Origin of the sequence: Kineothrix sp. MSJ-39, from assembly GCF_018917935.1 — a bacterium.
Taxonomy (GTDB): Bacteria; Bacillota; Clostridia; order Lachnospirales; family Lachnospiraceae; genus CAG-194.
In genome coordinates, this window is record NZ_JAHLPN010000003.1 from 99,242 (window position 1) to 122,213 (window position 22,972).

Below are 22,972 nucleotides of genomic sequence, written 5' to 3' on the forward strand. Positions count from 1 at the left end.
TCACTTGTATTAGTATGCATTTTTATTGACGAACCCTTTGAAAATGGTCAGGAATAAGATCTTGATATCCAGGCCCATGGTCCAGTTCTCAATATAGTATAAATCACAGTCAATACGTTTACGGATCGAAGTATCTCCTCTATATCCGTTTACCTGCGCCCAGCCTGTCATGCCCGGTCTTACCTGATGCTTGATCATATAACGCGGGATCTCTTCTTTAAACTTTTCTACAAAAAACGGTCTTTCCGGCCTTGGTCCTACCAGACTCATATCCCCGATCAGCACATTGAAAAGCTGCGGCAGCTCATCTATGCTTGTCCGGCGGAGAACCTTACCGACCTTCGTCACACGTGGATCATCTCTGGTTGTCCACTCTTTCTTTTCCTCACTTGGCTTTTGCAGCTCCATCGTGCGGAATTTGTACATCTGGAACGGTTTATTATGCAGTCCCACACGTTCCTGCTTGAAGATCACAGGGCCTTCGCTTGTGCACTTGATCAGAAGTGCGGTAACAAGAAGTACCGGCGAAAAGATCACCAGTGCAATGGCTCCGAATACAATATCAAAAGCACGTTTTGCCACCATATTCAATGTATTGGTCAACGGTACATGCCGGATATTGATCACAGGCAGTCCGTTCAGATCTTCTGTATAAGGCTTACTCGGAATAACACTGTTGTAATCCGGGATAAACTTCGTATGCACGCCGGATTTCTCGCACAGGTTTACAATTTCTTCCAACCTTCCGTAGTTTTCCAGTGCCAGTGTAACGGCAATCTCATCCAGTTTGTTCTCCGGAAGAATATAAAACAGGTTGTCGATCTGTCCGATCACCTTGATGCCTCTGTATTCCGTACCGCGCGGAATCTTGTCATCCAGAATACCTCTGACGACATAGCCCCATTGTGGGTTCTGCTTGATCCTGTCAATATAAAGCTCCGCCGCTCTCGAATAACCGACCAGCAGGATATACTTCACATTGTATCCCTTTTTGCGCAGAATCCGAAGCCATTTGTGGATCATGACACGCATCAGCGAATCCAGAAAAATATTCAGTACATAGAAGTAAAACAGCATCGTACGGGAGAAATCCGGCTGATTGATGATATACAATCCAGCAATCAGGAACAGAAGTCCCACCGTATTGGCACGTATGACATTGTAAATGCCGCGGCGCATGCTTGTCGCACGCTTTGCAGTATAAAGCGATGTAATATAATATAAAAAGATATAAACCGGAACGATCAATATAAGTGCACTGAAGTATGTCTCCGGCGGCAGTGCCTCATTACCGGAATACAGACCCGGCAGATGACTGCGGAATTTCAAAAACCACGCCAGAGCATATGCAATTACGATAATGATTGCGTCCAGCACAACATGCATCCGGTTAAACATTTTCTGATTATCCTTTATCATGGTTCTACCACCCAATCCATATACAATACGATATTTTACAATATTTACAAGAAAAGGGCAACATTTTTATTCTTAAGAATCAATGAATCACCCGTCTGACAACCCCTGCATACAGCATTCCCTGTATTTTGCAGTACTGCCAGAATCTGCGTACGGAGAATGGAATCTTATGCTTTCTGCCCTCTTTGGAAACAGATAGCCGAATGCCCTTCCACAGCCCCCGCAGGTAAAGAAATCCAAACCCTTTTTTCATAAAGAAAAGCGTCTTAACCAGAAATCCCACAAGTAAAAACGGCAGATTCAGGATAAACTGCAGAAGCGGCATATTTTTATAGATCAGATAAATACTGTTGCGGGAGGACAGATCCACCTTGAACGCATTGTATCTCGAACCGCTTGCACCACTTCCCGCATGGTAAACGATCGCATCCGGGCAATAACCGTTTTGATACCCGAATATTCTGGCACGATAACCGATATCGATATCCTCCAGATATGCAAAATGGTTTTCATCAAAATAACCGATCTTTGCAAACACTTCCCGCCGGTAGATCGCTGCACCGCCGCAGGCTGCAAACACCTTCGACGGATTTGTATACCGCCCACTGTCCATGCCTTTTCCTCTGGCAAATGCCCAACCGAGTGCGCAGTAGAAATCACCTGCATCATCAATGATCTCAGGTTCTTTCATGGAAAGCATCTTGGCACTGATGCTGAAATAATCCGGGCGGGCGTCCATGCTTTTTTCCAGAGCTGCCACAAAACGGTCATCCACAGCGGTATCATTGTTGAGCAGGAGCACATAAGGCGTTTTGCTGGCTCTGATCCCCTGATTGACCGCCTTGCAGAACCCAAGATTTTCTTCATTGACGATCAGGCTGACCCAGGGAAATTTTTCTGCCACAAGCTCTCTGCTCCCATCCAAAGATCCGTTGTCTACGACGATCGTGGCAAACTCCGTCTCCTTGCAGCGGGAAAGAAAGGTCAGACAATCTTCCATATACTTTATGCCGTTGTAATTTGGAATCACTACCGTTGTTTTGATCATATTATTGTTTACTCCCCGGCAGATATACGATCCTGCCCTGTTTCTGCTTAGCATCTTTGCGAAATACGGTCTGCTGCAGCGGCGGATCCGTCACATCCACCGTCATGGACGCACGGTGCAGATAGCCGCTGTAATGCTTTTTCAGTCCGGTAAATACATGTTCTCCGTACTTTGCACCTTGCAGTGTACCGCTTCCCGCTACCCTGCCTCTTTTGATCTCATTTGAGCAGACAGCCACAATATCCGGCCGCTGTGCAAACATATCTTTCCAGTCGATCCGGTAAAAGCCCAGATGATTTGTATGGCTGACCTCTGCCTGCCATCCGTTCTGTGTAACAAAATCCTCCAGAGCACGTTTCCCCGCCTCATAAGCATAAAGCTTACTCTGCGGATTGTCTGCGGTAGAACCGAGATGCGCCCGCCAGTGATAGCAGATATGCGGAATGTGTGCAATTTTACGTTTCATATAGTCCTGTGGATAAAGAAGGCGTCCCTCTGTATCCTTTGGCCCTTCTTTTGCGATCTCATATACAGCGCGTAAGAACAGATCATAATCCTGTGCACCGTCATAGCTGCTGCGAAACTGCAGCTTTTTCATAAGATCCGTCCGGATCGCGGAAAAATGACAGATGTAATTATTAGAAAGCAGATAATCCAGATTAAAATCCGGTTTCCAGTTCGGCTCAAACACGGTCGTTCCGGTCTGGTCGATCTTATCCTCATCGGTATATAAAAACAGATAGTCCTGCTCTTCAAGCCGTTCCATCATATAGGCAAGTGCATCTTTACACAGAAGATCATCGTGATCCAAAAGTCCGATATACTCTCCCGTTGCATGGTCAAATGCTTCATTGGTATTATGGGAGATCCCTGCATTTTCCTGCAGTCTGAAATAAGTCAGTCTGTCATCCCCATACGTCTTTGCCACACGCTCCACCCGGTCTGATGCAGAGGCATCTGCCAGCACAAGCTGTAGCTTTCCATAGCTCTGTCCCAGCACAGAATCAATCATTTCGCGCAGATATGTTTCATCGGTCTCATACGTCGGTACTAAAATACTGAACGTATATGCTTTTTCCCATGTTCTGCTTTCTGCGCCAGGAAGTGCATCCATTTCCCAGCGTTCCTTCGGTGTCACCTGCCGCATATAAGAAGCTGCCTGTCTGCCTGCCTGATCCATTCCTTTTTTATCTATTCTTTCAAGTACAGCTGTTATTGTATTGGCAATGCCATTTCGTTTCAGATAAGAGACGGTTCTTCGTATTTTACTCATAAGCTGCCTCCTGTCTTACTCGTTTTTGTTTTCTTTTTTGTCAGCAAAAAGATTGAATAAAATAACACTGCATATCCGATCAGATAAACAGAATAGTAATACATAAATAATCTGGACGGTGCTGTCAGAAATACAAGCGGTACTTTCACCAGTGCAGTCAGCAGCACAAACAGTGGAAGCCATTTCTTGCGGATCAATAAAATAACGGATGCTATAAGCAGGATCAGAATTGCAGGCAGTGCAGAGTATACCAAATCCGTCACTGCCAGCTTCTGTGTATAGTCTTTTTGCGTCCTTAATTCCAGTCCTTTGATAACAGCCGTTCTTGTTTGATCTGAGATCGGACTGCTGAGCGGATACTGCCGAAATGTCACATAGTTTGGTACAGACGCTGTAAAGAGCTCCGTCGTATTTTCCAGAAGTCCCGTAGATGACACAAATGTCTCAAATCGTTCTTTCAGGAAAACGGCGGGATAACGCAGGATTAATTTATAATATGCCTGCTTAAAGGATGCGAACTCTTTGTCCGTGTATGTTCTCTGGAAGTCCGGACGGCTCCAGAACAGGTTGATCCCAGTCTTTCCTTCTCTGGCGCCTTCCAGTGTCACCTCTACACTGACAACCTTGTCAATTTCAGCAAGCAGTTGTCTGTCGACTGCAGTGTCTGTTTCATGCGCTGCCTCCACAAGCGGTACGAGTGGCAGTACAACGCTTGTCAGTTCATATTGACTGCCACTTGTTATTTTTTCGCCCAGCTTTTGCGGTACGAATAAAATAACAGTGCACATCAAATATAGTAAAATCTGTTTTCGGTATTTCTTCCCCCTGCCTATCCAAAGAAGCAGCAATGGGAAACAGACCACATAATAGATTGCTTCTGTCCGCCACACAGTCACAACTGCAGCAAGCACCGGCAGATACCATGCTGGCATCGTATTCTTTTTCCAGTTAAAATAAAGCTCTGCCAAAAGCCAGAGTTCCAAAAACGCATGCAGGCTGACACGCATCGGATACAGATTGGAATCCAGTACCGGTAACAGTAAGAACGGAAGCAGCAGCAATAAATAACAAATGCTTCTTTTCTTATTTTCTGTATATGCAGGCTCTGCAGACAGGCAGAGTGTCACCAGTCTTGCAACGATCAGGGAGATACAGATGATCTGTGTCAGAATCACACCCGCAGGAAACGGAAACAGCATCAGGGAAAATATATAAAACACGCTTGTTATATAATTCTGCCAAAAATGCGGAAACAGCTGCACAGCACTGGACAGGATGCCAAATTCATCCATACGCCAGATGCCCGGCCATGTCAGCAGCAAAAAAACAAGCATCAGCAGAAAATAGCCGAGCACCACTCTTTTGAATGTTCTGTCCGCCTTTTTGCAAACATAAAAAATTCCCTGCCATACTGCGATCAGCAGGAAAAGGAAAACAAGTTTTACCCCACAGGTTTCAATCGATTTTACGATATTTTTCACGGAGCTGAAATCAAACACCACATACCGGAAAATAAAGTGGTCTGTCCAGAAGCTCAGGAGAAAATGAACGCAGGAAATCACCAGTGCTGTTTTATCAAGTTGTAAGCCCTTCTTTTCCTGCTTCATGGCCTCTCCTTTCTCATTCTTCTATCGCTTAGTCTTTATAGTGTCCGAGGAAGTAATTCAGTTCCTCCGGGGTTCCGAGTACATGCACCTTCTCAAAATCCACGATGGAAATGCGGACATCTCCGCCCTTGGAGATCAGGTAATTGTAAAGCGGTGCCACATATTTTTCACCCTTTTCCAGCTTTTCTTCGCTGGTATAGTATTCGTTATAAAGCTGTTCGTACAGTGCACAGGTCTTGAAATAATAAGCACCAAGTGTACAGTTATCGGAAATACGCTCTTTTTCACGTACCTCTACGACTTTGCCGTTTTCATCCAGTTTTGCGAAGCTCCAGTGATCTCCCGGCGCATGGAAACAAGGGATAAAACCATCCCCGGCGATCTGCTCTGTCTTCATTTCATAGGCTTCCACATACGTATCGATATTATAGATCATCAAGGCTGATTCCTTATCCCACACATCTTTCGCCAGCATGGCTGTCGTCGCCTGTCCGTCCGTCAGATAATCGATCCCGATCACCGTCACATTCTTAATACCGATCTTTTCACAGGAGCTGCGGATAAAATCCTCTGCATCGTCTTCTTTACGAACAACAAATATATAGTCATTTTCCGGGTCTGCAAAGCCCTTCAGGCTTTCCATCGACCAGTCAAATAAAGTTCTGCCGTGCGCCTCGATCTGGTATTTTGGCACCTTGTAGCCTGCCTTGCGGAAACGGGAACCAAGTCCTGCCATTGTGATCACAACTGTCATTTTCATGTCATATCCTCCTACATTATCTCGCCATCATGTGCCATCAGGGAAGCACCGTATACGTTCTGTGCTGCCAGAAGCTCAGAAAGCAGCTTGTTTTCCTGTGCTGTTTTGATCTCTATGATCAGATCCATACCATCTTTACTGAGATTCCGCGATTTGACAGCCGGGCGCTTTGCATACTGCCCCACAATCTGCATGATCTCGGCTTCCGCCTGTGCATCTTTTGCATTGACAACAAGCAGGACACTTGCTTTTCCCGCCGGTGTCAGTTCTAACAAAAATAATCCGATCGTCAGGACAAGTGAAGTGATTATACCGATCTTGTACATTTCCGCGCCGCAGATGATACCGATGCTGATCGACCAGAATAAGAAGATCAGGTCCATCGGATCTTTGATCGCCGTTCGGAATCTGACAATTGAAAGAGCACCGACCATACCAAGGGAGATCACAAGGTTGGACTGCATTGCCAGAATGATGCTTGCCGTGATGACTGCGATCATAAACAGTGCGATATTAAACGTTTTGGAATAAAAGGTTTTCTTTGTCGCCACATAATACACGATAAAAATATACAGCGCAAGCGCGCAGGTTACTGCCAGTGTAACGAGGATCCGTGCGGTCGTGATATCACTGCCGCTGAAGCCCTCCAGAAAAGATTTTTTAAAGATGTTCGAAAAAGTGTTCATTGCCTGCCCTCTTTCTGCAAAGATAATATTTGGAAAAAGTCTCCTGTCTGAGCTTTCCCAGATTTAACTGCTGCTTTAAAACTGCCGGAAGGTACTCGTCGTACTTGACCTCCAGCAAATGTTCTCCCGGTGGGAGCAGCGGTATTTTCTGCATTTCTTCCTCAAAAAAGTGGGAAAAATCCACAGAAGCCGCAATATTTTTATCAAATGTGATCCGCACATTTCCTCTTCTGTCCACATAGGGAATGCGGTCATATGCCACGATCACCTTAGGCTGCATCCGTCTTGTACGCATCAGGAGCAAAAACTGTGCAAGGAGCGGTGGATAGCTTTCCAGATTCTCCTGATCAATCGGAAGCAGCTGTCCCCGGAGCAGCGTATCTGCCTGCCGGCGCGTCAGCGGCGCCGCATATTTCCGCGTCATACCGTTTTCTTTGATCTTCTTTTCCAGCTTGATCGAAGCATCACTGGCATTGTAAATGCGGATCCTGTATTTCACACGCGGATCAACGCCCGCTTCATTGCTGTAAAAGCTGTTATTGTGATAATCATCAAAATAGACGCTGCGGATATGGTAATATCCCTGCTCTCCTACATGAGCGTCCTTTGCGATCAAAGGCGTGAGCCGCATGCCAAGCATCAGCAGATCTTTTTCATTCACACGGAACTTATATTCATGCCTGCTTTTTGCGATCGCCACGTCCTCACTCCTCTCCGCTTTATAAACCGTCAATCATACTGTCCATATACGCCATCCGCCGCTTCGTAAATTCCGTCAGAAGCGACAGATCTGTAGAGGCATTACCGCCCGGCCATCTTTCCATTTCCCGCGCCATGGCGCCGGAACCGGTCAGCTCCTGCTGCAGATTCTGCACTCTTTCCAACAGTGCATCGGCAGTAAATGCTTTTTCTTTCCAGTCTTCCCATTTTTCTTTTGCAAGTGCACGCGCGTCGTCTGCATCCAGCATGACTGCCCTGCAGCCCGGTTCAAACTGCACCAGCGTCCCGGTTTCCTCCAGCGTTTCTTCCGCATAATATTTGTTTTCCGCATAAACAGCGCCAAAGGAAATATTCAAATCCCAGGGAATAAAATAACCCCTGTAATTTCCGTTTTCATTCCGCGCAGCATAGTACACATTTTTATTACTGTTGTCGAATCCACCGATCGCCTGAAAAAACAGCCAGTTATCCACAAGGTTGGACATATTGACAAGCTGTCCGATCTGCTGCGTAAAGGTCGTATCATCCGCCTCGATACAGGCAGCCAGACGGCGCAGCGGTTCCCATTCTTCCTCTGTTCCGACAACCTGATTCCCTTTCAGGTAAAAACCGCCCCGGTAATCAATCTGGTTGGGATCGGATAATCCCCCCAGGAAATCACTTTCCTGCCAGGCAGCGACGTATTTTTTCTTGTAAAGCCGCTCGGGCAGTGTATCCGTACCGGTATTTGCAGACAGTCCAAGCTGCTTTCTGTCGATCGGATGTGTCAGCAGATACAGACCTGTATAAGATTCATTGATCAGCACTTCCACATATTCGCCCTGCATGCCAAAATTTTTGCCATAGGGATTGTCATAAGCACCTGTTTCCTGCCACAGATCCATACAAAGCTTGTCTCGCAGTCTTGTATTATCCGCATACAGGCTGTTTAAGATCCAGTCATCATCATTCCGGATGCCCAAAAGATCACAATTCTTTTTCTCAAAGCTGCCATCCTTTTTCTTCTTTTTCAACTTCAGGCGCAGACTTTTCTTCTCATAAGCCAGACTTGTATTTCCTCTGAGCCTGCTCGTCGTATAACAGGTTGTAACCCAGTCAGTCTTCGTATCACTGTCATATAAGGAAAAGGCATACAGCATTTCTCCCGCCTCTGTCATTTCCTCCGTGGACGTAAATGTCACAATAGGCAGACCTGTCAATTTCAGGGAATATACGGCATACGCATTACCCTTTGCCGCCAGAAACGGGATCGCATGGTTTTCTGCCATCAGCGTCTGTTTGTCTTCTTTGCCGAAATCCTCCAGAAACAAAACCGTTTCCCCATTCTCTGCGCGGAGCTCTCCGCTCTCCCATAAGGAATCGGAAGCAGAAAGCGGCAGAAAAAATGTCTTACTGCCAGCATCGTACGGAAGCTTTTCTCCGGCAAAGCAGAGCGAAAAACCTTCCAGTGTTTCCTGCTCCTGCATACGGGACGCAAGCTTTTCCGCCTTATGTTCCGTTACGGTCTGATAGGACAGCCCGCCGTCTTCCCTTTGCCAGATGCTATATGCAGTTATGAGTACCAGGAGCAGCGTGCTCCCCCATATCAGAAACTTTCTCATAGATTACTGATTCTGTGGACGGCTTTTCTTACAGATCTCATCCATTTCATCTACGCTGCAGCGCAGAAATTCATCCGGGCGGATCGTTCTGTCATCTACATAAAAGCCTTTATGTCCCGGCCACGGTTTTCCGTATACGATCTCATCATACGGAATATCCCATTTTTCCAGCCATGCCAGAAGCACCTTTGCAGTGTTGGCATTGATCAGACCGATGTTGCCATGATAGCTGTTCATATTACGGGATGTAAACAGCACGATCTTCGCGCCTCCCGCCTTATATTCACGGATCTTATCGATCATTTCCGGGTAAGGAACCAGATCGATATACGCCTCCTCCTTTTTCTTGATCGGACACAGCGTACCGTCTATATCAAAACAAAATGTCAGATCTTCGTACATGTCTCTACCTCCTCTAAAATTCTGATCGCATTCATTAAAAAGCCGAATACTTTACCCGGCTGATCCATATGGTATGGCAGCATGGATAAAAACAGGCTTGCCTCATATAATCTGACTCTGACATAGTCAAAGCCGTTCTTTTCCAGATAGTGCTTAAATACTTCTATATACGGCGCAGCATCCACATCAATGCTCAGATGGATCTTCATCTCCCGATCCATTGTGATAAGATACAGACCACTGTTAAAGAAATCATAGCAGCCGCAGATCGAATGGGACAGCTTTGCCAGATCGTAGTACACATCTGTATACATATTATCCTCGTTCAGCGCGCCCTTCGGATCGATCAGTTTCAGCAGATTTGCCTCCCTGCTGTACAGGATATTGGAAAAGCACAGATCTCCATGTCCGATCACAAGGGCATTTTCTGCCGGGCGTGCTGCGATCTTCTCATAAAGCTGCAGATATTTCTCTACCACCGCATCAATACCTGCATAATCTGTTCCCATGGAAAGCAGCGCATCAAACTGGCTGTAGGCGGGCAGCTTTTTCAGATCCGTCATACGTTCCTTCAGCTTCTCCACATAGAGCGCATCCGCAACCGCTTTTGCTTCCTTTTCGGAAACCTGTTTTCTGCCGCGGATGTTAATGAAGTAAAACAGTTTATCTAAAATATCGGAAAGTTCTTCCGTACTGACTGCGCCATGTACAAACCGGATCGCGATATCGGTCATATGATAGCGTTCCATCGTATAGCTGGCACCGTTTGCATCCTCCCGATAATCATATGGCATGACAAACCACATTTTCATATTGTCGGGCAGCAGATAATAAAACTTATATTCAGATTTAATTTTTTCTATTTTCGTCGATTTTTTTGTAACCGTATAAGCATCACCGGCAAGTGCATTGAAAAATCTGGCATCAAAGCCGCCGGTAATAAAGGTCAGGAAATGATTCAGATCCGACAAATCCGTAAATACGGTTGTCTCTACCTGTTCTGCCAGTACATTCCGCTCCAGAAGCTGCTGTGCTTTCTGCTCATAACTTTCTACAGAAGGAAGCATCACTGCAGCTGGCTGATCTCCACAGTATACGGTATAACATTCATTTACATAGGCAGTCTTTGTCAAAAGTGTCTGGAACTGCACGGTATCTGCCAGTCCGAAATTGGAGTACAGATAAAACACTGCCTCTCCTTCTTTTAAATTTGTTAATTCTTCTTTTAACTTTTCGTTTTCTTGTTTGTCACTGATCGAATACATAGAAACCACGTTTTTGTTTTTCTCGATTTCTTCCCGCATTCTGTTTTTCAGTGTCACACGTTTAAAGATCGTATTTCCGTAGGATTTATCTCCGGTAATAGACCTGATCTCTTTATTCGGTTTCAGACTGTCATCATAGATAACGATTACTTTCTTCATGCCCGTTCCTTTCTGTGATAGAGCAGATAGCTCACATAGCCGAGTATCGTCAGGATCAGAAGTGCGATCGCACCCATCCTTGTATATGTCTCCAGAAGACTGCTCTCTCCTTTTAACAGCACTGCTTCAATATAGGAAGCAAAATCACCCAGACCGAATGAAATGTGCATCCATATAGATAACGCCCGCAATGTAATAATTTCAGCCCCCCAGCCAAGGAAAGAAGCTGCTACGATCAGTGCAGAGCGCCCTGTGATCAGCTCATGGGTAAAGTCATACCAGGACTTTACGATATCCAGTCCGCGCAGTGCCATAAGTGCCCGGCCGGATGTTTTCCGCATGATCAGATACCGGTTTAAGTAAGTATAGCTCGCCGGAATTGCCAGATATACAAGCGTGATCACAAAAAGGGCAACCAGAAATACGATCGTGATCACGGAAATGCCCCCCCGCAGAATCAGATCCAACGGCAATAAAACGCAAAGAAGCGCAAGGGTATCAAAAAAACGGTCTACCAGAACGCTTAAAAAGCCGACCTGCCAGATTTTTGTTACCCGTGCGATCTCTTCAACACGATATAATTCGCCCAGTTTGAACGGAATGATTAAATTGATAAAGGTTGTCCGCAGGTAGAGCAGGATAAAGCGTCCGAAGCTGATCCTGTGTTCCATCAGAACCAGATACAGACGCAGCATTTTAAAGAAATGCACCGCTATAAACCCGACTGCGATCGTAAGTATGCAAATCATGATACGCTCCGTTTTCTTTTATGCCTGTGGCTCGCAGTCTGCAAGCTCTTCAATTTGTCTGCTTGTATAGCTTTCTCTCACTACCTCACGGTATTCCTGTTTGATCTTCTCATGGTTAAACAGATAGCCAAATGCCATTTTCAGGACTGTGACAGCCTGATTTACCATTTTTACATTGGATACCTGATCATCCTCTCTCCAGGAAACAGGATAAAAAATAATATCATGCTTATAATAGTGAGAGGCCAGAATCATGACATAATTGAACATCAGATTATCCGGGAATTTCTCAAAGAAGGAGTTCTCCAGCATCTTTGTGCTGTACAGGTTCAGTCCGCTTCCCAGATCAAAGATCCTCTGCTTTGTGATAAATGCAAAGATAAAATCATAAACCACATTTCCCAGTGTACGGAATGTGGAATAGCCTTTCAGTCTGGAGCCTTTCATAAATCTGGCACCCAGTACACAATCATGCCTCTGATAGATCTTCTTTTCCAGCATCGGGATAAAATCATGGATATCTCCCTGATCGTCTCCGTGCAGCATGCAGACATAGTCATAACCATGCTCCACCGCATAATGAAATGCCATCTTCTGCGAACCGCCCAGACCATAATTATCATCATTCCGCATCAGTTTCACAGGCAGAGACGGATGCTCCGCAAGATACTCCATCACAACCTGCTCGGTATGATCCGTACTGCGGTTATTGACAACCAGAATTTCCTCAAAATAAGGAACTACCTCCTCGTCCAGCTGATGCAGCACACGTACAATCTGTTTTTCACAGTTATATGCCGGTATAAAAAGCAGCATTCTGTCATTCATATGTTACCCTTCCTTCTGTTCCAAAAAGATCTTTCTCGTAATAAAATTATAAACCATCACAATAGCCGTCGCAACAATTTTGGCTGCTGCAGTCACCGTCGTCGGACCGATCAGATTTTTCAACCACGTCCAGTTTTCATACAGAACATCGATCGATACCTTGATGATCAGCTCATTGATGACAAGCCCGATCAGGCTCAGTATTGTAAAGATGATAAATTCTTTTTTTCTGTCCATGTCCTCTTTGCGGACAAATACATACTTCATGGACAGCAGATAATTCACAATCACAGATATCGTAAATCCAAAAAACGCGCCGACAAGTGCTGCGCTGCCTGTGGGCATACCTGCCACGCTTCTAAGAAGCGTGGACAGTCCCATAGTGATCAGAAAATCGATCAGAAAACAGACAACTCCGACAACGCCGAATTTTAATATCTGTTCTATTAATTTCTTCATAGCAGATAAACTCCTATACTTCAGGAATCATAGCAAGTACTGCGCTCTTCAGTGCTTCCAGTTTTTCTTCGGAATCCTGCAGGGAAGTACCCTTTACGCCCATGTAGAACTTGATCTTAGGCTCTGTTCCGGACGGACGTGCACAGCACCAGGAATCATTTTCCAGATCAAAGTACAGTACGTTTGACTTCGGAAGTCCTGTACTGCTCTTTTCACCTGTTGCCATATCCGTTACAACATCTGCATCGTAGTCGCGCACCTTCAGTACCTTCAGGCCTGCCAGTTCCTTTGCAGGATTTTTGCGGAGTGCAGCCATGATATCTTTGATCGCCTGCGCGCCTGTGACACCCTTCATGGTGATCGTGTGCAGACCCTCCTTAAAGTATCCGTACTCTTCATAGATCTTCAGCATCTGATCCCAGAGTGTGATACCGTTCTTCTTGCAGTATGCAGCCACTTCACACAGACACATAACAGCAACAACGGCATCTTTATCTCTTGCATGTGTACCTGCCAGACAGCCATAGCTTTCTTCCAGACCGAATACATAGTTGTAAGTATGGTTCTGTTCAAACAGCTTGATCTGCTCGCCGATGTACTTAAAGCCGGTCAGTACTTCGATCTCTTTTACGTTATATGCTTTTGTCATGACATCTGCCATGTTTGTTGTAACGATTGTCTTAACAAGTGCAGGATTTTCAGGCATTGTACCTGTCTTTGTCTTTTCTCTCAGCAGATATTCGGCGATCAGCATACCTGACATATTACCTGTGAAGGACACATATTCACCGCTCTTTGTATCGAGTGCGTAAACACCGAGACGGTCAGCATCCGGATCTGTTGCCAGGATGATATCTGCGCCAACTTCTTTTGCAAGCTTGATCGCAAGCTCAAAAGCTGCAGGATCTTCCGGGTTCGGATAAGCCAGTGTTGTAAATTCAGGATCAGGAAGCTCCTGCTCCGGTACAACATATACATTCTTGAAGCCCAGCTCTGACAGAACACGTTTGACCGGAACAAGTCCTGTACCGTGCAGCGGTGTGTAAACGATCTTGATCTCATCTGCTACTTCTTTGATGATCTCAGGATGTACGATCTGCTTCTTCAGTTCTACCATATAAGCATCATCGATTTCTTTGCCGATGATCGTTAAAAGTCCCTGTGCCTTGGCATCTGCTTCAGACATTGTTTTTACGGTATGATAATCTGTGATTGCCTTTACCTCTGCAACAATCTCCACGTCCTTCGGTGCTGTGATCTGTGCGCCGTCTTCCCAGTATACCTTATAGCCGTTGTATTCCGGTGGATTATGGCTTGCTGTTACGACGATACCTGCTGTACAGCCGAGCTGACGGACAGCAAAGGAAAGCTCCGGTGTCGGGCGAAGTGCATCGAATAAGTATGCCTTGATTCCGTTTGCATTCAGGCAGAGGGCTGCTTCCAGCGCAAATTCCGGTGAAAATTTTCTGGAATCATATGCGATTGCTACGCCTTTTTCCTGGCTGCCCTGTTTGATGATGTAATTGGCAAGACCCTGTGTTGCTTTTCTGACCGTATAGAAATTCATACGGTTTGTTCCCGCACCGATCACGCCACGAAGGCCGCCTGTACCGAATTCAAGATCGCGATAAAAGCGATCTTCGATCTCTTCTTCATTGTTACGGATTGCCAAAAGCTCGTTTTTGGTATTCTGATCAAAATAATCATCCTCTAACCAAAAGTTGTAAGTTTCTCTGTAGCTCATTCTTTCTCCTCCTGCTATATGATAAATTTATTACTTTACTGTTTCGGCCTCTTCCAGTTCACGGTAAAATCTGAGTGATCCAGAGAGAAATTCGGGTTATAATACGGATCGCCTTTTGCCAGCACATCTGCCCATTTCGCACGGAATCTGTCTGACTCCTTCTGGTAACGCACTGCCTTATCATCCTTTTTATCACTGCCTCTTGATTTGGATTCGTAATGATACAGTTCTGCAAATGGCGTAAAGATGTTGAGAAATCCCTTTTCTCTGACGCGCAGGCAGAAATCCACATCATTGAGTGCCACGGTAAAGCTCTCATCCAGTCCGCCCAGTTCCTCATAAAGGGCTTTGGAAACCATCATACAGGCACCTGTTACCGCTGTCACATCCTGTGCGTAACAGAGTCTTCCCATATAGCCGACATTGGCTTCCGGGATCCGGTAATGCGTGTGTCCGGCTGTTCGATGTGCGCCGAGTCCGATCACAATACCCGCATGCTGGATCGTTTTATCCGGATAATACAACTTGGCACCGACCACGCCGACATCCTCACGCATTGCATACATCAGAAGTTCTTCCATCCAGTCCGGGGTTATGACCTCTGTATCATTGTTTAAAAGCAGCAGATACTCTCCCTTTGCATATTGTACACCGAAATTGTTGATTTTTGAATAGTTGAAATCACCTTTATATTCTACCACCTGCACACGCGGATGTCTGCTGATTTCTTCATAATACGTTCTGATCTCGGCTGTTTCACTGTTATTTTCCACAATGATCAGTTCGTAATTATCATATGTGGACAGATTGATAATGGAATCCACACAGCGGCTCAGGTCTTCCATATGATCTTTATTCGGAATAATAATGGATATAAGCGGATGGCTTGACAGCGCATATTTAATCCGGAAAATCGTTGCAAATGCCCTGGTGCTCTCGATTTCAAAGTTTTTATATCCCAATCTTGTCAGGCGGTCAGCAACTGCACCCTTTGCTGCATTGATCGCATAAGTCTTCGCATCAATGGAAGATGCGACGCTTCCCTTGTGAGATCTCCAGTAATACAGGATTCTCGGTATATGCACGATATGCTTTGCCTTAGCTGTCAGCCGGAGGATCATGTCGTGATCCTGACTGCCATCAAACTGGCTGCGGAACAACTCACCGCTTTCCAGAAGTTCTCTGCTGAATACGCTGAAATGGCAGATGTAATTGTTGGCAAGCAGATTATCAGGCGCATAATCAGGTTTGAAATGCATGGTAATCATATGATTAATGCTGTTTCCTTTAAAAGTTGCCTCATCACAGTAAATATAATCCGCGTTTTTTTCACAGATTGCCTGCATATAAGCAAACAGAACACATGGATGCAGCAGATCGTCATGATCAAAAAGCGCAATATAATTTCCTGTTGCCATCTTATAGCACTCATTTGTATTCCCGGAAATACCTTCGTTTTTGACCAGTTTCTGATACTTGATCCTGCTGTCCTTCTGTTGGTATTCATGACAAATCCTGCCGACAAATTCATGTGCATCATCGGATCCATCCGCAAGGCAAAGTTCCCATTTACCATAAGTCTGTGCTATGACGGACTCGATCATTTCCCGCAGGAAACGTTCCGGTGTATTATAAAGCGGAACGAGGATACTGAACGTCACATCTTTGGGGAAGGTTGTATTTTCCTCCTGTTCCCGTTCTGCCGCACTCGGGAAACTTCCCGTTCCATGGATCCGGATTGCCTTCTTTTCCCTGTATTTTGACAGAAGTTTATGGGCAATGCCCTTTGGATTGCCATGACACAGGATTCGGTTCTTCGTTGCAATACAATAATTGATGACGACCCTGGCCGGTTTCGCAAGCTTCCAGAAAATGGAGCCCTTGATCTTATCCAGTTTTCTGGTCAGATCCTCCACCTCTCTCTGGCTGGCGGAAAGGCGATAGGCAAGCTGTTCATTTTTTTCCTTTTCTCTCTCAAAGGCACTCTGATAATATTCCAAAAGGTCTTTCAGATCGTCCTTATTTTCACTCATCTCTTAGCCTCACTTGTTTTTATTTACGGTATCTCAATCCACTGATCTGACATTGCATATAAGCGTTGTCTGGAGCATTTGTCCTTTGCAAGCATTCCGATCTGATAGCGTCCCTTTTCCAGTCCGGACAATGAAATTCCGGCATAAAAACCCGCCATTGCAGTGTGCTCCGACTCTCCTTCCAATATCTGTTCAACATCTTTCCGGTATCTGTCTCTCAGTTTTACCTTATAACAGACTGTATCTCTTTTCAGAATCAGTTCCCTTTTATAACGGCAGCTGTCATTATGCAGCACATACGACCATCCCTCAATTCTGATACAATTGTCTTCCGGTTCTGACCATTCAAGCCGCCGGTCTTTCTGTGCATGCTCTATACGCAGCATCAGACAGCCATTTTCATATTTTTGCGGATCCTGACAGATTTTGGGCGTTTGCGCATACAGCTTTGTTCTTCTCTCATATTCATACTCATAAAAGCAGAGATACTGTGAAAAATTACCACCCAGCTGCGGCGAATAGAAGGGGTCTTTCCCCCGTAAATGTTCGTGCCTGGTATATAATAGCTCCTTTTCCTTAAGAAGCCTGCTCCATTTTTCTGCACTGATCTCATCATTTCCCCTGCTCAGAGATTCATGATGGTACAGACAGATCTCATTATTCTGGACATTATAATATCCCTTCTCCACAACAGAGAAGCAAAAATCAACATCATTATAAGAAACGGCAATTGATTCGCAAAAACCTCCCGCTTCCTTAAATTTATCCCGTCCGATCATAAGACACGCTGCTGTCACAGCAATCATATCATGGATTCCCCTGTTTCGTCCATGATAGTAAGAATAACAGTCATCTTCTTTCATCAGCTTATGAGCCGGTCCGATCTGCAGGTTTGTCACACCGGCATGCTGGATCAATGTCGTATCCGGATAAAGAAGCTTTGCTCCGACCGCTCCGACATGCGTAAGGCGCGCCAGTTTCCACATTTTCTCCATCCAGTCAGCCGAGAAGGCTTCAATATCATCATTCAAAAACAGGAGGTAATTTCCTGCTGCATAAGAAGCGCCCAGATTACACATCACCGAAAAATTAAACGGCATCGGGTGATAATGATACTGCACCTGATTTTCCCTGCAAAAGAGCTGTATTTCCTCTTTATTGCTCCGGCTGCTGCCATTGTCTATCACATGAATCTCATAAGAAATATTTTTCGTATACTCTCTGACAGACCTGATACACTGTTTTAGCACAGACGGATTATCTTTAGATGGTATGATGACAGATACCAGATCATTTTCTGCATCTCCCGCCGCTTCATATTCTCCGGGGGAAAGCAGAACAGGAATTGCCTGCTGCAGTACCGCGTCCTGTATATGTCTTGTTTGTTTTTCGTACTCGGACAGTTCTCTTTGTATATCCTCATGGTATTGATGATATAAAATTTTCGAGATTCTTTCTACATCCGGTTTTTCAGAAAAAGGTCTGCTGATTCCGTGCTCTTTTCTGTGCGCTTCGTAACAGGTATAAAAAATACGCTGTACCTGCTCTTCTGTCAGAGGTTCCGCATCTCTTATCATCCGTTCTTCCACACAGTTCTTCCGAATAGCAAAGATATCGCCGATATAAAATGAGGAAATGATCGTATCCGGCGACCAGACGGGCTTGAACCACGGATCATATCTCCTGCCATCCGTATCCACATAATCCTGATCCGCATACGCCGCAAAACAATTCCTGTTATCCCGGAACACCTGCTCAAAGCATCTGCCCGCATCTTTGTTTAAAAAGCCGCTGCGATCATAAAACACATAGCAGGTTCCCGTTTCCAGCACTGCAAATGTGCCTTTCACCTCTGTTGCTTTTTTATCCCATCCGGAGAATACCGTCTGCTCTCCCCTTGCTTTCAAAAAGCACTGATATCTGTCCTTTTGCTTTTCCATTTCCCGCAGATAGCTTCGATAGCATCTTTTATATAATTTTTCTCCGAGATACTGCTTCGCTCCATCCAGCATTAGGAAAACATCCTCCAAATTGATCTTTTTTTCTCCCCTTGCGGCAATTTCCCGGCTATATCTGCCGGAAGAAGAATTCTTTTCATTTTTACCGTAATATCCGATACATGTTCAGTAGCTATCACAAACCCGGGATCCGTGGTGGAAAACCCGTATAACTGATCTCCCATGACAAATCCATTGGTCTTTGCGTCTTCCGGTAATCCCGGATACCGTTTTTCATCTAATACGGTTTCCTCAAACAGAATAAGGCAGGCAGAAAAAGCCGGATCGATCCGCACAGCCCTTACTCCCTTCTTCACAGGTACATGTACTGTCATTTCTTCTTTGTCATCCGATGTATAAACAATTTCCTGCTCCGGCACCATAAAGGAATTCTCTTCCGAAAATCCTTCTCCGCAATCCTCGTAAACCTGTATATCGGAGTCGTCTTTTTTCTGTTCCAGCTGCGCGATCAGTTCCTCTACCGGATAAACTGCATTACCGATTGCATCTCTGATCTCCGTCATGGATTTCCTGTTTCCCGTAATTTCGTTTTGGAACGCATATTCCCGATCCAGCCACCTGCCAAGCTCGTCCTGCATAATCTGTAATTTTTTTTCAAGCATCCTGAAGGAGATATCCCGTCTTCTCCGGGCACCGATCAGATAACAGTAAAAAGCACGGAATGCTATTGTTTTCGGGTCACGGGATTCAAAGACCGTCCATTCGTAATCGATCAGCTGCCACTTCCCATTCTCTATCAAAATATTGGAAAATATAAAGTCCACGTCCGCAACCGGCTGCTCTGCATGATATGCCAAAAACTGCAGATACCTGTCAACATAAGCTTCAAACTGTGCTTCCTCTCCCCGATCCAGACAGTCATCCAAAAGGATCTCCAATGTCTGCCCCTGCAAATAAGGAAACTGTATTCCATTTTCCTCCATGCTGCATACATTGATTTCCATTCCACTGTCCCGATAGCGTTCCTGTAATGCCACATATGCTCTACGGATCTGCTCTATATGTGGCTTTGCCTGCAAGGACAATGCATACTTGTGCACGGACAGATTCTCTGCCTCCTGCCTGATCTCCGTCCGTATACAAAACTCCTCTTTCCGATCATTCGAATATTTCACATAATTTGTCTGCGGTCTGTCTCCGATCACAACCAGATAAGAATTGCTGTATAACGGAAACAATCCTTCTTCAATAATGCCATCAAAGGCTTCTTTTTCATCAAACAGCGCAAGTCTCGAGCGATCAAAATTACGGTTGTTTAAAGAAAGCTCTCCTTTTTTAGGCAGATATGCATCCGAATACAATGTTGTCATAAATTTATAATCCGGATATGGATAATAAAAATGATAATTCGTACAGCCGGCGGCTTTTATAATCTTTTCCAATCCGGTCCGGGTAAAGGTTTTTATTCCTTCCTGTCCGGGATAATTCTCAATACCGCTGAAAAAAGTTCCTAAATGATCTTCTCTGCAGCCCGCCCAATATTTCAGACCATATTTATTTTCAATTGCGATCACAATTTTCCCATCCGGTGCCAAATGTTTTTTCATTGTTCTGACAAAATCTTCATATGGCGTATCGCTATCCATATAGAGTTGTCCGTATTCCAGTACGCCGATCAGAAATATATAATCATAGTTACTGTCCAGATGTGGTTCTATATCTTTAAAATTACCTACTATAACAGAAACCCCATCGCAATCCTTGTTCCGGTATGCATTGATCAGACTTCTTTTCTTTGACAGATCAATGCAGTCCAGTTTTTTTGCTTTTTTTGCAAGCGTCCCCGTGATTGCCCCACATCCGGATCCGATCTCAAGCAGCTTTGCTTCCGTTTTTACAGGAAACCATTCCGCAATGTTCCCACGAAGCGGTGACAAATGATACAAAATCGGCCAGCTTCCGCTCTCTTCAATAATCCTTCCGAATTCCTTTTTGTCATTTTCCTGTACGATCCGAAGCAGTTCATCTTCAACCGCACCGTCACAATAAAGATCTTCCCCCATATAATAAGTATAATCCAGTGTAATCTTCCCGATCTGTTCTTTCATAGTCCGTCTCCCAGTTCTGCCCGTTATTCTGATGTCACTGTGATCTTTGATCCCATATCATAGTATCCCACTGTATTTTTATCCGATATGACAGACACATTTATCGCATCATATAACCTGTGATATACACAAAACTCATCCTGTTCATATCCTGTCAGTCCAAATGACAAAAGATATTCTCCACCCTGCAGGCTCATATTCTGTCTAAATACCACATGCTTTGTACTATTGGCATCAACTTCATCCAGAAATGCCTTTTCCACCATTGTATTTGTTCCTGTCAGTTCATTTCCTTTTACGTCCTTAAAGGAAAAAGCAAAAATGGGGCTTGGCAGTTTCTGATAAAATTTCACGTGCATATGAATTTCAAACTCTGTCCCTTTGATAATCGAATTTGTACGCACCCCCCGGTCATCCATCAGGTATACTTCCGTAATCTCTCCCTGCTTTGTGCCATATTCTAACATTTGAGGTGCTTCTTCGTCCTGTATCTGTTCCCGGTCTGCATCATATTGTCCAACCAAAAGCTGTTTGTAGCTATCGATCATTTCCTTTGGATTGCCCTCGGCAAGCTTAACACCCTGATTCAACAGGATCACTCTGTCACAATACTTACTGATACTGCTCAGATCGTGACTGACAAAAAGAATGGTTTTCCCAAGTTTTTTAAATTCTTCAAATTTACGGTAACATTTTGCCTGAAAGAATACATCTCCTACCGACAGTGCTTCATCTACGATCAGTATCTCCGGTTCAATATTGATCGCTACCGCAAATGCAAGCCGAACAAACATACCGCTTGAATATGTCTTAACCGGCTGATAAATATATTCTCCGATATCTGCGAACTCTAAAATTGCATCCAGTTTCTGATCGATTTCCTCTTCCGAGAATCCGATCATCGTGCCGTTTAAATAGATATTCTCGATACCGTTGTATTCCATGTTAAATCCCGCACCCAGCTCCAGCAGTGCGGAAATTCTGCCATTTACCTGTACATCACCCTCTGTTTTATTCAAGACACCTGTTATGATTTTTAATATCGTGGACTTGCCGGAACCATTCGTCCCAATGATGCCAACTGTCTCCCCTTTTTTAACAGAAAGCGAAACATCCCTGAGCGCATAACGTTCAGAAGAAAGTCTCTTTTTTGTCAAATGAAGTGCTTCCCGTAAACGATCAGAATTTTTTTCATAAAGCCTGTATATTTTTGTCAGGTGACTGACGGAAATTGCAATATTGTCCATGCGTTCCTCTTTCTCTCATTTCTAAGCCAGATATTCTGTTACAGTACATCCGCAAAATGTGGTTTCAACCGTTTAAAGATGATTCCTCCGGCAACAAACAGTACCAGGACCAATGCCCAGTAATAAAGTGTCAGCCATGGGCTCTGCCAGATGAATTCTTCCCCGTACAGGCTGCCTCTGTATCCGTTTACAATATAATAGACCGGATTCAGTTTAAATATAAATGCAAGCACCGGATGGTTTGCAAGAATTGAAATATTCCATAAAATAGGTGTCGCCCACATTCCAACCTGAAGTCCGATTGATATCAGCTGTGTCAGATCCCGGAAGAAAATAACAATCGAGCAGGTAGAATAACTCATAGCCAGTACAAGCATAAACAGACAAAAGCTATAATAAATAAGCTGCAGCCAGTATACCGTCGGATGAATCCCATAGCACATCGTAACAAGCAGCATAAAGCAGACAAAAAAGATGTGTATAAAGCTTGCCGCTATGATCTTGATCAATGGAAGAATACTGATTTTAAAAACCACTTTTTTTACAAGATAATTATACTCCAGCAATGATGTCGTTCCGTTCATTAGCGCCTCTGAAAAGAAAAACCACGGTACCAGACCAGACATCAGATGCAGAAGATATGGCACCTGAATCCCCTGTGTCACAATATCGGTTCCCTGCTTCAGACCTTTTTCAAAAACAATCCAGTATACCAGAACTGTTACAACCGGCTGAATAAAAGCCCATACAATGCCCAGATAAGAGCCTGCATATCGCGTTTTAAAATCATTTAATGCCAGTTTCTTGATCAGTTTTCTATCTTTATAAAGTTCCCGGACCGGATTGATCCGACTCTTTGTCTTACCTTCTTTTCCCATATAGTAATCCTTTTTATCCATTTTTATT

19 protein-coding genes are annotated in these 22,972 nt (G+C 44.6%); all 19 read right to left on the bottom strand.

Annotation, left to right across the window (positions count from 1 at the left end; all coding sequences use genetic code 11):
* Positions 1–9: 9 nt before the first annotated feature.
* The 19 genes from KQI22_RS03590 to KQI22_RS03680 all read right to left on the bottom strand — a co-directional run bounded on the left by KQI22_RS03590 (position 10) and on the right by KQI22_RS03680 (position 22,965).
* Positions 10–1,419 (bottom strand): undecaprenyl-phosphate glucose phosphotransferase, encoded by a 1,410-nt coding sequence (locus KQI22_RS03590; protein WP_216550711.1) that lies wholly within the window; start codon positions 1,417–1,419, stop codon positions 10–12.
* 79 nt (positions 1,420–1,498) lie between these two features.
* Positions 1,499–2,467, bottom strand: a complete 969-nt coding sequence (locus KQI22_RS03595; protein WP_216550712.1) for a glycosyltransferase family 2 protein — start codon at positions 2,465–2,467, stop codon at positions 1,499–1,501.
* 1 nt (position 2,468) lies between these two features.
* Complete coding sequence (locus KQI22_RS03600; RefSeq protein WP_216550713.1) at positions 2,469–3,740, bottom strand: glycosyltransferase; 1,272 nt, start codon at positions 3,738–3,740, stop codon at positions 2,469–2,471.
* Positions 3,737–5,347, bottom strand: coding sequence for a hypothetical protein (locus KQI22_RS03605; RefSeq protein ID WP_216550714.1), 1,611 nt, complete (start codon positions 5,345–5,347; stop codon positions 3,737–3,739). Before KQI22_RS03605 ends, KQI22_RS03600 begins: the two co-directional genes overlap by 4 nt.
* Positions 5,348–5,375: 28 nt before the next feature.
* Positions 5,376–6,107, bottom strand: a complete 732-nt coding sequence (locus tag KQI22_RS03610) for a glycosyltransferase family 2 protein (RefSeq protein ID WP_216550715.1) — start codon at positions 6,105–6,107, stop codon at positions 5,376–5,378.
* Positions 6,108–6,118: 11 nt separating this feature from the next.
* On the bottom strand, positions 6,119–6,793 hold the full coding sequence (locus KQI22_RS03615) for a DUF4956 domain-containing protein (protein WP_216550716.1): 675 nt from the start codon (positions 6,791–6,793) through the stop codon (positions 6,119–6,121).
* Entirely contained in the window at positions 6,768–7,493 is a 726-nt protein-coding gene (locus tag KQI22_RS03620) for a polyphosphate polymerase domain-containing protein (protein ID WP_216550717.1), read from the bottom strand. Before KQI22_RS03620 ends, KQI22_RS03615 begins: the two co-directional genes overlap by 26 nt.
* 19 nt (positions 7,494–7,512) lie before the next feature.
* The gene (locus KQI22_RS03625; RefSeq protein ID WP_216550718.1) at positions 7,513–9,114 is read right to left on the bottom strand and encodes a CotH kinase family protein; all 1,602 of its coding nucleotides are present in this window, start codon (positions 9,112–9,114) and stop codon (positions 7,513–7,515) included.
* Positions 9,115–9,117: 3 nt separating this feature from the next.
* Positions 9,118–9,516: a capsular biosynthesis protein gene (locus KQI22_RS03630; RefSeq protein ID WP_216550719.1), complete on the bottom strand. Its 399-nt coding sequence runs from the start codon at positions 9,514–9,516 to the stop codon at positions 9,118–9,120.
* The gene (locus KQI22_RS03635; RefSeq protein WP_216550720.1) at positions 9,501–10,940 is read right to left on the bottom strand and encodes a phosphotransferase family protein; all 1,440 of its coding nucleotides are present in this window, start codon (positions 10,938–10,940) and stop codon (positions 9,501–9,503) included. Before KQI22_RS03635 ends, KQI22_RS03630 begins: the two co-directional genes overlap by 16 nt.
* Positions 10,937–11,689: a lysylphosphatidylglycerol synthase domain-containing protein gene (locus KQI22_RS03640; protein WP_216550721.1), complete on the bottom strand. Its 753-nt coding sequence runs from the start codon at positions 11,687–11,689 to the stop codon at positions 10,937–10,939. Before KQI22_RS03640 ends, KQI22_RS03635 begins: the two co-directional genes overlap by 4 nt.
* Before the next feature lie 18 nt (positions 11,690–11,707).
* Positions 11,708–12,517 (bottom strand): glycosyltransferase family 2 protein, encoded by an 810-nt coding sequence (locus KQI22_RS03645; protein ID WP_216550722.1) that lies wholly within the window; start codon positions 12,515–12,517, stop codon positions 11,708–11,710.
* A 3-nt stretch (positions 12,518–12,520) separates the two neighbouring features.
* Positions 12,521–12,976 (bottom strand): GtrA family protein, encoded by a 456-nt coding sequence (locus tag KQI22_RS03650; RefSeq protein ID WP_022005315.1) that lies wholly within the window; start codon positions 12,974–12,976, stop codon positions 12,521–12,523.
* A gap of 13 nt (positions 12,977–12,989) precedes the next feature.
* Positions 12,990–14,720 carry a phospho-sugar mutase gene (locus KQI22_RS03655; RefSeq protein WP_216550723.1) on the bottom strand — a complete coding sequence of 577 codons (1,731 nt, stop codon included), beginning with the start codon at positions 14,718–14,720 and terminating at the stop codon, positions 12,990–12,992.
* A gap of 35 nt (positions 14,721–14,755) precedes the next feature.
* Positions 14,756–16,753: a glycosyltransferase family 2 protein gene (locus tag KQI22_RS03660; RefSeq protein ID WP_216550724.1), complete on the bottom strand. Its 1,998-nt coding sequence runs from the start codon at positions 16,751–16,753 to the stop codon at positions 14,756–14,758.
* Positions 16,754–16,776: 23 nt separating this feature from the next.
* Positions 16,777–18,765 carry a glycosyltransferase family 2 protein gene (locus tag KQI22_RS03665; protein ID WP_216550725.1) on the bottom strand — a complete coding sequence of 663 codons (1,989 nt, stop codon included), beginning with the start codon at positions 18,763–18,765 and terminating at the stop codon, positions 16,777–16,779.
* Positions 18,765–20,819 carry a class I SAM-dependent methyltransferase gene (locus KQI22_RS03670; protein ID WP_216550726.1) on the bottom strand — a complete coding sequence of 685 codons (2,055 nt, stop codon included), beginning with the start codon at positions 20,817–20,819 and terminating at the stop codon, positions 18,765–18,767. Before KQI22_RS03670 ends, KQI22_RS03665 begins: the two co-directional genes overlap by 1 nt.
* Positions 20,820–20,842: 23 nt before the next feature.
* Entirely contained in the window at positions 20,843–22,066 is a 1,224-nt protein-coding gene (locus KQI22_RS03675; RefSeq protein WP_216550727.1) for an ABC transporter ATP-binding protein, read from the bottom strand.
* A gap of 38 nt (positions 22,067–22,104) precedes the next feature.
* Complete coding sequence (locus KQI22_RS03680) at positions 22,105–22,965, bottom strand: ABC transporter permease (RefSeq protein ID WP_253293494.1); 861 nt, start codon at positions 22,963–22,965, stop codon at positions 22,105–22,107.
* Positions 22,966–22,972: the final 7 nt, after the last annotated feature.